Below are 12,884 nucleotides of genomic sequence, written 5' to 3'. Positions count from 1 at the left end.
CTCAGACTACATTAACGCTATAGTCGTTGACTTGGGAGATTGCAGACGATTACTCGGCATACTACAAAGCTTTTCGGAGTTAATTTATCGGGAGCTCTGCAACGTTCCCGAACGTGATAGAGAATTCTATGAATAGTATGCCTAACAACATACTGGCCGCTTTGGTTGGTTGCCGAGGCGGCCAGCATTATCATATCTATGTGATGCTAGAAAGACGTTGAATGCATAACAAGTGGAAAAGCGGCCGGTCAGGGCCGCTTTTCAATGATGCCGAGCTTTTCTTTTAAAGCATACTGTAACAGTTGGGAAAAGTTAATACCGGCTGATTCAGCTTCTTCGTTCAGCCATTGTGGGATGGTGAGCGTCTTCTTGACGGCTCGATTCTGTAGCTCATCACGAATCGGCTCTGTCCGAGCTTGAACCAATGAAACAAAGGCGTTCGCGTCCGCATCTTCGGTGAATTGGATGTCGGCCGGTTTCGAAGGGGATGGAATCAGATCGCCATCGCGTTCCATCCCATACAGATGAAGGGCCAGCGCTTCCGATGCCATCCGTAAGGCATCGTCCATGTCGTCGCCTTCCGTGATGCAGCCGGGAAGGTCGGGGAACGTGACGGTAAATCCTCCGTTCTCGTTCGGGTCAAAGACTGCCGGGTAAATATATTTTGCCATCTATGTTCCTCCTTTTGGCGGGCTCCTTATCGGAGTCCTGCCTGTTTGAGTATGTTCTTGATTGTCTTGGTTGCGAGGTCTTTCTTCGGGTGAGGGATTGTTACCTTTCCCGGTTTGGTTGGATGTTTGAACTGGTGATGACTTCCCACTACAGCGACTAGTCGCCAACCGTCGTCTTCTATTAGTTTGATCATTTCTCGGGAAGTCATTTCGTATTTATCATCTCCTTTCTGTCCTTATTATAACACGTATGAATAGCACGTGTCAATTTAAAACACGTACAATATATACGTATCAATACGTGAGAGGGGGAACCGGCGAACTGGCTGCCTTCGTTGGAAAATCGGATCAATAGATTCGTCATTTGACAAGAGTTTCACTTTCTCCTTTGGCGATGGCGTGTTTGATGTTCGGAAATAAGTAGCCTTGTTTCAGCAGGCGTAGTATCAAGGATGACGTCTTACAGGCCATCTTCGTTGATGATGGTTGTCTCTTGCATCCTGCCGAGAGTGTCGGGGATGGGGTAAGTTGAACTTACATCATCGCTCAACCGATCTTTAACCATGCGCGGGTTGCTTAATTCCAACACATCGCAAACATCTTTCAGGACAAACCAGGTCTCCGCTTCTTTCTCGATCATCCGTACTGAGTGATGGTAGCGTAGTCAAAGAGATGCAAGAGCGCGGCGTATCCACCAAGCTGATGCAAACCTATGCGCCGCGGCGGCGCAGTTTACGAGCATAACAGCATTTATCAATTCAAAAATGACGTCCCCGAAAACGGGCATCGCATCGACCATTGCGAGTCCAACGGCGATGCGGGAGGGTGGATGATCAACATGGCAATTAAACCAACGGCTCCGGCGCTTAGCGCGGATTTGGCGACCAATATTATTGACTCGTATCTCAAACCACACTGGGAGAGATTCGAATCGGAGCGAAAGAAGGCGGAGCAGGAGGGTCGCGCCAGCGACGCAGACGCATGGATGCAACTGCGCGATTGGCAACCCATCTTAGCAAACAGCCTGCGGGATGCTGCGGGATTATCGCGGGAATAGGTCAGGTAAATTTTTCTTAGCAAATTACCAAGCACTTGGAATTTCAAAAGCCCTCTTTCCTTTGGGATCGAGGGCTTTTTTTGTTGGGTCTTCTGATTTTGTGGTGGAATAAGAAATACTGCTATAATTCATTTTCGCATAAATATACAGTTTTATGACGACACCAGTAATGTCGTTATTGGACAGTTATGTGTTATAACATATACCTATTGTGTTAACATCAGAGCGACGTCGGTGCCACTAAGCACACAACCGTCGCTCCGATCCTGTACCAACAATTTCGTGAAAGTACCTCAGTGGACTACGAATCGTCTGTCTCTTCCTGTTCGGTTGCCGTTTGTTGCCCTGGTGGTCCCACACCCTCTAGGTGTGCTTGCTCCGCAATACGTTTGATCGCTCCGAGCCGTGAATCCCATTGGGCGGCCAAGCTATCCATCCATCGAGCTGTTTCGGTCAGCCGCTGCGGACACACGACGAAACGTCGCTCCCGTCCGATACGCTGACCTTTCACCAAGCAGGCGGTTTCAAGTATAGAGAGATGTTGCACTACGGCCTGTCGAGTTACTGACATCTCGGCGGCCAGCGTCGTCGCCGTCGCCTCGCCGATCCTTGCCAACCGGTTGAGGATTTGTCGGCGAGTGGTATCTGCCAAGGCACCCAGGACGACTTCTGCCGGTAGATCCTCGGTGTTACCACTCACTTCAAGGCGAGCTCCTCGGTGCGAGTGCGAATCTCATCGAGGAAAACAGGCCAACCTCGGGAGTGAGATTCGAAACCGACGTACTCCCGTCCCGCCGGAATGGCCAAGTTCGCGTATCCGCTTTCTGTAACCTGCAATACGGTAGCATCTCCGTCTCTGGTGAGGCGGAACTCGACCAAAGTAGAGTTTTCTTCCGTCGGTTCGGCCCCCGGGTAAGCTTCCGCCCATCGATAGGAAAAAACATGCGGCGGGTCTACCGTAACTATACGGGCAAGTAGCGTAGCGTTTTTGGATTCCTGGTTAAGCAGGAGCAGCCCTCCCGGGCGCAGATCGAGTTCTTTCACTATGAAACCACGGGAAAGCCACTCCTCCATGTGCTTGCGTTCGGTAATCACTGCCCATACCTGCTCTACCGATGCAGCGACACGAATGTCTTTCTCAATGCGATCTACTGTCATTTGTATCACTCCTTCTTGAGTTCTAAACGTGCAAGTATATACTTGCGCATTTGAAGCATACCACATCAGCGGATCACGCGCAAGTATATACTTGCGCAACATGTTGTCGCCTGGATCCTCCGGGGGTTATCAAACAAAATTAAGTAGATTTGTCCTCAGCTTCTATTGCTATCATATGGGTTTGTTAAAGGAGAATCCCTTCGAAAAAGGTATTAACATTCATCGTAATGAACATTTATACAACTCCTTAATTTAAGGCTCTTGTTTATTCCACCACAAAATCCGAATACCCTTTTTGTTTTGATCAGGATGCCAAATAGACGGCTCAATGAATGCAACCGTCTACTCAGAGGGAATAAAGAGGGAAAAGGTCATTTGAAGGGTAACCCTGATCACATCTTATGAAAATCAAATCAATAGTGGAACGACAATTTTCCTCAGTGCCGTTTATAAACACCCAATACCTGACAAGCAGGCTGCCCTCTTTCGTTTGGGAGGGCCGGACTGGTCTCGAGAGTTCGGACTCGGGCTATGAATTTGGTTCACAATCGGTGCACAATAGCTGAAATCACGAAAAATTGGACGAAAGATAACGTCGTAAAAACCACGTCATATAAGGGAATTTAGGGTAAAATAAATCGGGGCCCCTTTCGGGGCCCCTTCATGGGAGAGGAGAAACCGGACGAAGAACTTATGGGGAACGTAAGTCTTCTCCGCGGTTGTCTACGACATTTTCGGATGTCGATACTACAAGGATGATCACATTTCTGTAAAAGTATACATGGAGGCGACAAAGTTTTGTGCAAAACTTTCTGTTTATGGTACGATAGTATCACTATCCAGTAGAAGGTGAAACGCATGAGAGTCATTTCAGGCACTGCCAAGGGAAGGCCGCTGAAGGCTGTACCCGGCATTGGGACGCGTCCGACGACCGATAAGGTGAAGGAGGCGATTTTTAGCATGATCGGCCCTTATTTCGACGGAGGGCATGTGCTCGATTTATTCGCCGGCACCGGCGGGTTAAGCATAGAAGCATTGAGCAGAGGAATGGAGCGCGCGGTCTTAACGGATATCGACAAGAAGAGCATCGAGACGATCCGACAAAATTTGCAGGCTGCGGGCTTTGCGGAGCGGGCGGAGCTTTACCGCAACGATGCGCTTCGCGCGATTAAGGCGTTAACGAAACGGGCGGCGAAATTCGATCTCGTTTTTTTGGATCCGCCTTATAGGTTAAAGGTGGTGCAAAGTCTGGTCGAGCAACTGGACGAGGCTGATTTGCTGAGCCCGGATGCTACAATCGTGCTGGAGCATGATACCGACGATGTGTATCGGGAGCCGATCGGCCGGCTGCAGTGGATACGACGGGCGGAATACGGGGATACGGCAGTTACGATTTACAAAAATACATAAGCTGGAATCCGGTATTATTTGCCGCGGGGAACGCATCTGCCCCGAGCGGTAAGCTGCCGGACGTTTTTTAGATTGGATAGGCCATGCAAAGGGAGAGTTGGTACACATGACGAATGAAGCGACGACTAAAGAACATTTCGGAATGAAGATTGCGGTTTACCCGGGGAGCTTTGATCCTGTCACGAACGGACATGTGGACATTATTCGCCGTTCAGCCAAGGTTTTCGACAAGCTGGTTGTTGCCGTTTTGAACAATACAAGCAAAAATCCGCTGTTTTCCGTGGAAGAACGAACGGAATTGCTGCGGCAGGTGACGAGCGATTTGCCCAATGTGGAGATCGACAGCTTTCGCGATCTGCTCATCAATTATATGAAAAATAAAAACGCGCACTTGATTGTGCGCGGCTTGCGGGCTGTTTCGGATTTTGAATACGAATTGCAGATGGCTTCGACCAATCAGAAGCTTGATGAAAACATTGAAACCTTTTTCATGACGTCGACGCCGAAATATTCCTATCTCAGCTCCAGCATCGTCAAGGAGGTCGCCCGTTTTCACGGCCCTGTGAGCGATTTGGTGCCGATTGAGGTGGAAAAGGCGCTGCAGCGCAAATATAGTCCGGGTCTTGCATAAAGCCTCATTCATTGAGCTAGCGTTGTGCCGGCGGAGATAAGTGCCGCTTCATCACAACGGCAGCCGCCAGGACGGATAAGCAGAGCATAAGAAGCATAATGAAGCCGAATGACAGCAGTGTCGGGCCGGTCAAGGACCACAGATTGACGCCGCCGAGGCTCCAGCCGCCGGCTGCGGGAGCAGGCAAAGCTTGTGCGGGCAAGTAGGCCGGCGCCTCGGACCGTGCAAGCCAACCGTTCAGTGGCTGCCATAGCAAGCCTGTCGAGACGAAGGCAGCGGCCGCATGGAGCAGCCGGCTGCGCAAAAAGACGGCATAACGGATATCGGTGCCCAGGATGAAGCTTTTGACCTGGGCGTGAGTAGACAGACCGCCCCAAGCGAACAAGGCGCTCAATAAGGCATAAGGCCATGAGCCGGTGAGCAGCTGGCTTTGTCCCATTGCGTAAGCGCCGAGATGCGCCTCGAACAGTCCGGGCAGCACGGAGGACAACAGCTGCTCCGCATCGGCGGCTGAGCCAAGACCCAGAACGGCTGACAGCCGGCTGACGTAGGGAATAACGGGGCTCAATGAAACGGCTTGAATCAGTACGGAGAAGATCATCATAAATCCTCCGACAGTCATCAACTGCTGGATGGAGCGGCTGACGGAATCTCCGAGCAGCTTGCCGAAGGTGCGTCCGTCTGCGGCGTGGGCGTTGCGCCATGCAGCAATGCACTTGCCGAATAGTCCTGCCGACGAAGGCAGCGACCTCGCTTCGGCGCGCCGGTTGGCGACTACCTCAGGCTCGGCCACCGTACGAACGTGGGTGAAACGCTGCAGGAGCGCCAATACGATCGCGGAGCCGTAATGCAGCAGGGTGAGCGCCAGACCGGTCTTTGCATTTTGCAGGAAACCGACGCCGACAACGGTAATTAAAAAGACAGGGCTGAGCAAATGGCTCAGCGTGAGCAGCCGTTCGGCTTCATCCCGGGTAATCAGTTTGTCGCGTCGAAGTCCGCCGACAGCAATAGCTCCGGCCGGGTTGCCTGCCGTCAAGCCTAGGGCGACCGCCCAACCGCCGACGCCGGGCAGCCGGAACAGCAGCCGCAGCAAAGGCTCCAGCAACGCGCCCAAGCCGTGCAAAACACCCGTGCCTCGCGCGATTTCCGTCATGATCAGAAACGGCAGCAGTGCGGGAAAAACAAGCTTCCACCAAACTGACAATCCTTTTAAAGATGATTGGAAGGCCTGATCGGGGAATACTATAATACTAATGACCAGCAGCAGGGCCAAGCATCCTAAAATCAAGGTGCTTGCTTGCTGCGAAGAAATCGTTCTCAAGCGAAACATGGGACCAACTCCGAATGACAGGATGGTACATGTTTACGCTTTGTCCGAATAGTTTAGACCAGACAATGGAACGGGCCTTGCCGGTCCGACCGCATGCCGACCTGCGGCTCCAGCGGTTGAGGGGGAAATATACATATGGGAGAAGCGAGAGAATTGAAGCGCGCTTCAAGGATTGTCTTATCCGTATTTATTGCAATTGCGTTGGTGTATACCGTATATTTTATGCCGCTGCCTCTGTTTATTTTTTCAGCCGGTACAGCCGAGGTCATTCAGCCTATGGTGCAGGTAAAGCAGAGCGCACCGGAAAAACAGGGGGCTTTCATGCTCACGACCGTGAGGGTGAGCGATGCCTCGGTATTCAGCTACTTGCTCTCGTTTGTTCGCCCGTACGACGAGCTGCGCCGAAAAAAGGAACTGCTTCGCGACAATGAATCGGAGCAGGAGTATACGCAGCGTCAGGAAGTCAGCATGCTGACTTCGCAGTCCAGCGCAATTCAGGCGGCTTATGATGAGCTTGGCATTCCTTATCACATCAGCAGCGACGGCGTTGTGGTCGTGCAGGTATTCAAAGATTTTCCGGCAGCCGGCGTGCTGAAAGCGGGCGATTACATTGTCAAGGTGGATGATATGCGGATCCGTCAAAATGAGGAGCTGCAAAAGCTGCTCAAGGGCAAAAAGGCAGGCGATACCGTAACCGTTGCCTACAAACGCAAAAATATTGTGCGGACCGCACAAGTTAAGCTGGCGCTCCTCCCGGCCGATAATGGCGCGGCTCCCGTCAAGGAGGAGGATCGGCGGGCCGGGCTAGGCATCGTGCCGGCCAATGTGCAAAGCGTCAAATCGGATGTCGAGGATAAGCAGGTTACGATTAAAGCGGGCGAAATCGGCGGGCCTTCGGCAGGTCTCATGTTTTCGCTGGAGATTGTGAACCGGCTGAGCGCCGAGGATATTACAAAGGGCTATAAAATCGCGGGCACCGGAACGATCGACGAGAAAGGCGTCGTTGGCGTCATCGGCGGAATTCAGCATAAAATCATCGCCGCGGATAAGGCGGGAGCGGAGCTGTTCTTCGCGCCCAAAGATTACGTCGCTCCGACAGGGGATAAAATCCCGAATTATTCCGATGCAGTGAAGCGGGCCAAAGATATTAAGACTTCGATGAAAATCGTACCCGTCGCCACGATGAACGATGCGCTGCAATATTTAAAAACGATGCCGCCCAAGCAGGCGGCAAGCTGATTCATTGGGAAGCCGAGGGATCGGACCGCCGATAATTGCGTGGACGGCGGCGAGCTGATCGGACCGCTGACGGGTCGGAGCGAATGGCTCGTCCCGAGCTGATCGGACCGATGCCGGGTCGACAGCATAGCACAATGGCGGAATGCATATGTGACATCGTACCTTTGCCCGGGGGTCGATCCGGGTTGAAACACCGCATGCTGGCGATCCGAATCTGCCGATTAACGAATCGGCCTGCCTGGGCCTATCGTTCAACCTGGACCGGCGGCTCGTAATAATCGCGGTACAGCTCGCGACCGGAAGCGGACGAATAGCCCAGCGCGAAAACGGAGGTGGCCTGAAGATCCAGCTTTAACAGCGGGAAGCTTTCCTCCTGGCCGGTCACTTTGGTGACGACAGGGACGCTGGCGGAAGTTTTCATCCGCTTCAGCAGTTCGCGTCCTTTGGCGCTGAATCCGAGCACTCGCAGGTAAGGAACGCCTTGGCGAAGCACTTCCGCGGACAGCTGCTCCTTCGTATGGCCCAGCAGCACCCGCAGCAGCAGTCGCTGCAGCTTGGTCCGTGTGTACCGCTTCGTTTTGAGCAGCTCAATCAGCCGTTCCACCGTACCGGGGGCGCCGGCATCCGTGAGAAGAGGGAGCGATTGCTTGATGCGGTGCTCCAGCCCTTCGGTCACCTCGTGGATGCCGGCCAGCTGGGCCGGGCTGCGATGGAGCAGCTGCAGCAGCAATGGCTTGGCATAGCGCTCCCAGCTGACCGGCGCGCGCCCGGCCTCCCATTCGCGGCGCAGTACATCCATCGTGCTCGCGGGCACATAGGAGCCGATGGCTTCCAGCTCCTGCCGCTCGAACAGTATATGCCGCAGCGCCGTAGCGCTGGCAATGGCCGCATCCGTAATATCCTGCTGGCTGTAACCCGCCTTTTGGCGGGTGACGGTAAGCGGGACGATGCGGCTTTGCAGCCTGCGCAGCGCGATCAAATAATGCAGCCCGAGCGTATTGTTGGGCTTGGCCAGCTCGGCGGCGTCGGTCCCGGGCAAGTAAGCCGCCACCGCTTTACCGTAGGCGGCGGGGTACGGCAGCCCTGTTTTCAGCTCCCGCTGCAGCAGGGCGTGAAGCTCCCCCGGTTCCTCGCTGACGGCATCGGCGACCGCATGGAGCCAAGCGATGTCGCCGCTTTCGCTGCCGAAGCACAGGCAGTCGACGACGCCCGTTGCCGCAAGCGCGGATACCGCTCCGTAGGCGAACCATTCGGCCGGCTGCGCGGAGTAGGCAACGGGCAGCTCGAGCACGAGATCGACGCCCATGCGCAGCGCCATTTCGGCCCGGGCCCATTTGCCGACGATCGCAGGCTCGCCGCGCTGCAGGAAATGTCCGCTCATCACGGCAACCGAAGCATCGGCGCCCGAGCTTTTTTTCGAATGCCGGTAATGATATTCATGTCCGTTATGCAACGGATTGTATTCGACGATCAAGCCGACGGTTTTCATGGAACGCTCCTTTGCTTTGCCAATGTCATTGACGGCCCGGAAGAAGGGGCGCGTACATTTTTCGTATAATAAGCTGGAATAATTTTCACTATAGCATGATCTGAAAATGTTGACAAAATATAAGGAATGTAGCTATAATAAACTTTGTCTGTTTGGAGTGATACCCATGATCATTCGTTTGAAAGAGTTGGCACGGAAAGCTAACACGGTACATATTGATGAAGTCGTCGATTTGACCGATGTTTTCAAGCAACGTAACGATTTGCTGGGCTTTGGTCCGCTGCATGTGAAGCTGCAGGCCCGCTATCATGACGGAGCGGCTGAAGTGACCGGGGAATTGAACATTGAAGCGGAGCAGCCTTGCTCGCGTTGTTTAACTCCGGTAAAGCAAAAGCTCGACATTCCTTTTCACGAAACGTTTGCGCGTGCTGCAGATGGGTCGAAGCCGGAAGATGAAGATGGCTATGTTTCTCGTGAAGATGAAGACATCCATTACGTCACGGATGAGAAGATAGAGTTGTTGCCCTATGTCATTGAAAATGTTGTACTCGCATTGCCGTTCGTCCCGCTCTGCGTTGAAGATTGCCAGGGACTGTGTCCGGTATGTGGCAAAAACCGCAATGAGCAGGCTTGCGGCTGCAAGCAGGACAAGACGGATCCGAGGCTTGCCGGATTGGCCGATTTTTTTAAATCATAATTCGGGTACCAGCTATGAATTCGTTGAAGGAGGTGGGATCTATGGCAGTACCTCAAAGAAGAACGTCCAAAACACGCCGCGACAAGCGCCGTACTCACTTTAAATTGGAAGTACCAGGTATGGTAAAATGTGACAATTGTGGTGAATTGAAGTTGGCTCACCGCGTTTGCAAAGTGTGTGGTTCGTACAAAAAAAGAGAAATTATCAAGCAATAATAGCGGACGCATCAAAAAACGATAGTACTTCATCCTTGGGTGAGGTACTATTTTTTTGGTGAATATACAGTATAAGTATAATACTCGGCTTTGCACAACCTTGACAAACGCGCTCATCTTGGAGACGGCGGAACCGTTTGTTCCGGGTTGAACAGAAAGTATAACAGTATATACTTAGCATCGCGCAACCATGACAAACGCGCTCGCCCCGGAGACGGCGGAACCGTTTGTCCGGGGTATGGCCGCAAACATTTATTTTGCTTCCCTTTTCCACGGCAATCCATTATACTATCTCTTATTACTTGGTCATAAGAGATAGTAATATCCCATATGAACGGATACTTGTATCTTTAGAAACAAAGAATGTAGATAAGGTGGTGTTTGAAATCGAACGCCTTCCTAAACGTCAGCGTCAGCAGCAGCTGGCCAAAGCCATCGAGGAAAATCCGTTTATTACGGATGACGATTTGATGCGAACGTTTCAGGTCAGTATTCAAACGATCCGGTTGGACCGGCTGGAGCTTGGCATCCCTGAGCTGCGCGAACGAATAAAGCTGATGGCGGAACAATCGTACGACCAGGTTCGTTCGCTGCCTTTGCATGAGGTTATCGGCGACGTCATTGATCTGCAGCTGGATAAGTCCGGGATTTCGATGTTTGAAATCGCGGACGAGCACGTCTTTTCAAGAACGAAAATTGCCCGCGGGCATCATATTTTTTCGCAGGCCAATTCATTGGCCGTCGCCCTGATCAACGATCAGATCGCTTTGACGGCTGCGGCGGATATCCGGTTTGTAAGACCGGTGAAGCTCGGCGAGAAATGCATTGCCAAAGCGTATGTGCGCTCGATTTCAAAAGGCAAAGCCAAGGTGGAAGTATTCACATACGTCGGCGACGAAGTGGTTTTTCAAGGAAATTTCATCATTTATCACTCAACGAAAGACCGTACAGAGGGAGGAGAGCCTGATGCGGATAGCGATTGATGCTATGGGCGGGGACCACGCTCCCGATGTAGTCGTAGCCGGCGCGCTGGAAGCGGCGCGCGAATGGAGCGACACGAAGGTCATCCTGATCGGGGACGCATCGCGGATCGAACCGCTTATCGCACAGGCCGGGGCGAAGCCGGCTAATCTGGAAATTCGCCACGCAGCCGAGATCATCGAAGCCGACGACGAGCCTGTGAAGGCCGTCCGTCGCAAAAAGGACGCATCCATGGTTGTCGCAGGGCGCATGGTGCACGAACAAGAAGCGGACGCCATGATTTCGGCGGGCAATACCGGGGCATTAATGACGACGGGCCTGCTGGTTGTAGGCCGGATTAAAGGGATCGAAAGACCGGCGCTGGCGCCCATGATTCCATCGATCGATGGGAAAGGGATGCTGGCGCTCGATTTGGGTGCCAACATGGATGCAACGGCCGAACAACTGCTGCAGTATGCGATCATGGGCAGCATTTACAGAAAAAAAGTACACGGTATCGAAAAGCCGAGTGTGGGCCTGCTTAACGTAGGAACCGAAGCAATGAAGGGCAACGAACTGACGAAGGCCGCTTTTCCGCTGCTCGAGCAAGCGCCGATTCATTTTATCGGCAATGTGGAGTCCAGGGATGTGCTGCGCGGGCCATGCGATGTGCTTGTGTGCGACGGCTTTGCCGGCAACATTATGCTGAAATCGGTTGAGGGCGCGGCCTCGGTCATTTTTTCCGCGATGAAAACGGAGTTTATGCGCAATCTTGCAACGAAGCTGGCCGCGCTGGTGCTGAAGCCGGGCCTGACCCGTTTTCGCCACAGCTTCGATTATTCGGAGCATGGCGCCGCGCCGCTGCTCGGCATTAACGGGCTGCTGCTGAAAAGCCACGGCTCGTCCGACGCGAAAGCGATAAAAAATGCGGTTCGACAGGCGCGGATTGCTGTGCAAAACGACTTGGTAAAAAGTATTTCGACGGAAATCAGTAACGGAAGAGAGTTGTAATCTATGAGCTTACTGCCGGTAGGCATTATCGGAACAGGAAAATATGTGCCCGATCGGGTCTTGACGAATAAAGATTTGGAGCAAATGGTTGAGACGAACGACGAATGGATCGTAACCCGTACCGGAATCCGCGAGCGCAGGCTGACGAGTCCGGAGCAGGCCTCGTCGGATCTCGCCTACGAAGCGTCGCTCAAAGCGCTGCGGGCTGCCGGGATTACGGCCGAGCAGTTGGACCTGATTGTAGTCGCTACAATTACGCCGGATATGGCGTTTCCGTCTACGGCTTGTTTGCTGCAGGACCGGCTGGGCGCCAAAAAAGCGGCAGCTTTCGATTTGTCCGCCGCATGCTCGGGCTTTATATACGGGTTGGCAAACGCGTCCAATTTTATCGCTTTGGGTATTTATAAATATGTTCTGGTCGTTGGCGCGGAATGTTTGTCGAAAATAACGGATTATACCGACCGCAATACATGCATTTTATTCGGCGACGGAGCGGGCGCCGTCGTGCTGGGCGAAGTTCCGGAAGGCCGCGGCTTCAAGTCGTTCGAGCTCGGAGCCGACGGCTCCGGCGGTGAGCTGCTGAAGGTGTCCGGCGGCGGCTCGCGCTGCCCGGTATCGCCCCAAACGCTGGAAAACAAGCAGCATTTTATTTATATGGCGGGCAGCGAGGTATTCAAGTTCGCGGTGCGCATTATGGGAAATGCGGCCGAGGAGGCGCTGCGCAAAGCCGGCTTGCAAAAAAGCGATATCGATCTGCTGGTACCGCACCAGGCGAACATCCGGATTATTCAATCGGCGTTGAACCGGCTTGAGCTGAGCGAAGACAAATGTATGATCAATCTGCACAAATACGGCAACGTGTCGGCAGCTTCCATTCCGATCGCATTGGCGGAAGCCGTGGAAGAAGGCCGCGTGAACGAAGGCGATTGCATCGTGCTTGTCGGCTTCGGCGGCGGTTTGACATGGGGAGCGTCGGTTATCGTCTGGTAACCGCGCAGCGGAAGCTTTCAAAAAAA

At 53.0% G+C, this 12,884-nt stretch carries 16 protein-coding genes; 9 read left to right on the top strand and 7 right to left on the bottom strand.

Features of this window, described 5'->3' with window-relative positions:
* Positions 1-248: 248 nt before the first annotated feature.
* From E1757_RS12335 to E1757_RS12325, 3 genes are all read right to left on the bottom strand, one after another.
* Positions 249-671 (bottom strand): type II toxin-antitoxin system HicB family antitoxin, encoded by a 423-nt coding sequence (locus E1757_RS12335; RefSeq protein ID WP_133228224.1) that lies wholly within the window; start codon positions 669-671, stop codon positions 249-251.
* 26 nt (positions 672-697) lie between these two features.
* Entirely contained in the window at positions 698-880 is a 183-nt protein-coding gene (locus E1757_RS12330) for a type II toxin-antitoxin system HicA family toxin (RefSeq protein WP_133228222.1), read from the bottom strand.
* A 251-nt stretch (positions 881-1,131) separates the two neighbouring features.
* Positions 1,132-1,311 (bottom strand): BRO-N domain-containing protein, encoded by a 180-nt coding sequence (locus E1757_RS12325; protein WP_133228220.1) that lies wholly within the window; start codon positions 1,309-1,311, stop codon positions 1,132-1,134.
* Positions 1,312-1,383: 72 nt separating this feature from the next.
* On the opposite strand from E1757_RS12325, the gene E1757_RS12320 reads away from it, so the two are divergent.
* Positions 1,384-1,728 (top strand): hypothetical protein, encoded by a 345-nt coding sequence (locus tag E1757_RS12320; RefSeq protein WP_133228217.1) that lies wholly within the window; start codon positions 1,384-1,386, stop codon positions 1,726-1,728.
* A 301-nt stretch (positions 1,729-2,029) separates the two neighbouring features.
* On the opposite strand, the gene E1757_RS12315 is transcribed toward E1757_RS12320, so the two are convergent.
* Positions 2,030-2,428, bottom strand: coding sequence for an ArsR/SmtB family transcription factor (locus tag E1757_RS12315; protein WP_181956631.1), 399 nt, complete (start codon positions 2,426-2,428; stop codon positions 2,030-2,032).
* Positions 2,425-2,886 carry an SRPBCC domain-containing protein gene (locus tag E1757_RS12310; RefSeq protein ID WP_133228215.1) on the bottom strand — a complete coding sequence of 154 codons (462 nt, stop codon included), beginning with the start codon at positions 2,884-2,886 and terminating at the stop codon, positions 2,425-2,427. The genes E1757_RS12315 and E1757_RS12310 overlap by 4 nt, the downstream gene beginning before the upstream one ends.
* An 858-nt stretch (positions 2,887-3,744) precedes the next feature.
* On the opposite strand from E1757_RS12310, the gene rsmD reads away from it, so the two are divergent.
* A complete protein-coding gene (rsmD, locus tag E1757_RS12305) occupies positions 3,745-4,296 on the top strand; it encodes a 16S rRNA (guanine(966)-N(2))-methyltransferase RsmD (RefSeq protein ID WP_133228213.1) in 552 nt (183 codons plus the stop codon).
* Positions 4,297-4,402: 106 nt separating this feature from the next.
* Positions 4,403-4,927 (top strand): pantetheine-phosphate adenylyltransferase, encoded by a 525-nt coding sequence (gene coaD, locus E1757_RS12300; RefSeq protein ID WP_220446496.1) that lies wholly within the window; start codon positions 4,403-4,405, stop codon positions 4,925-4,927.
* 16 nt (positions 4,928-4,943) lie between these two features.
* Here coaD and E1757_RS12295 read toward each other — a convergent pair whose 3' ends face one another.
* Positions 4,944-6,257, bottom strand: coding sequence for a nucleoside recognition domain-containing protein (locus E1757_RS12295; protein WP_133228211.1), 1,314 nt, complete (start codon positions 6,255-6,257; stop codon positions 4,944-4,946).
* 135 nt (positions 6,258-6,392) lie between these two features.
* Here E1757_RS12295 and E1757_RS12290 point away from each other — a divergent pair, with 135 nt between their 5' ends.
* A complete protein-coding gene (locus E1757_RS12290) occupies positions 6,393-7,496 on the top strand; it encodes a SepM family pheromone-processing serine protease (protein ID WP_133228209.1) in 1,104 nt (367 codons plus the stop codon).
* A 244-nt stretch (positions 7,497-7,740) separates the two neighbouring features.
* Here the strand turns inward: E1757_RS12290 and E1757_RS12285 are convergent, their stop codons facing one another.
* Positions 7,741-8,985, bottom strand: a complete 1,245-nt coding sequence (locus E1757_RS12285) for a nucleotidyltransferase (protein ID WP_133228207.1) — start codon at positions 8,983-8,985, stop codon at positions 7,741-7,743.
* Positions 8,986-9,151: 166 nt separating this feature from the next.
* Here E1757_RS12285 and E1757_RS12280 point away from each other — a divergent pair, with 166 nt between their 5' ends.
* The 5 genes from E1757_RS12280 (at position 9,152) to E1757_RS12260 (ending at position 12,858) form a co-directional block, all read left to right on the top strand.
* Complete coding sequence (locus E1757_RS12280) at positions 9,152-9,682, top strand: YceD family protein (RefSeq protein ID WP_133228205.1); 531 nt, start codon at positions 9,152-9,154, stop codon at positions 9,680-9,682.
* Between the two features lie 41 nt (positions 9,683-9,723).
* Positions 9,724-9,897 carry a 50S ribosomal protein L32 gene (rpmF, locus tag E1757_RS12275; RefSeq protein WP_133228203.1) on the top strand — a complete coding sequence of 58 codons (174 nt, stop codon included), beginning with the start codon at positions 9,724-9,726 and terminating at the stop codon, positions 9,895-9,897.
* Positions 9,898-10,271: 374 nt separating this feature from the next.
* Positions 10,272-10,880: a transcription factor FapR gene (gene fapR / locus E1757_RS12270; protein ID WP_133228201.1), complete on the top strand. Its 609-nt coding sequence runs from the start codon at positions 10,272-10,274 to the stop codon at positions 10,878-10,880.
* The gene (gene plsX, locus E1757_RS12265) at positions 10,864-11,868 is read left to right on the top strand and encodes a phosphate acyltransferase PlsX (protein ID WP_133228199.1); all 1,005 of its coding nucleotides are present in this window, start codon (positions 10,864-10,866) and stop codon (positions 11,866-11,868) included. Before fapR ends, plsX begins: the two co-directional genes overlap by 17 nt.
* Before the next feature lie 3 nt (positions 11,869-11,871).
* Positions 11,872-12,858 (top strand): beta-ketoacyl-ACP synthase III, encoded by a 987-nt coding sequence (locus E1757_RS12260; protein ID WP_133228197.1) that lies wholly within the window; start codon positions 11,872-11,874, stop codon positions 12,856-12,858.
* The last annotated feature ends 26 nt before the right edge of the window (positions 12,859-12,884 follow it).

Source organism: Paenibacillus piri, from assembly GCF_004354045.1.
GTDB lineage: Bacteria > Bacillota > Bacilli > Paenibacillales > NBRC-103111 > Paenibacillus_S > Paenibacillus_S piri.
The sequence above is the reverse complement of the archived record's forward strand: the minus strand, read 5'-3'. Positions and strand labels throughout refer to the sequence as shown.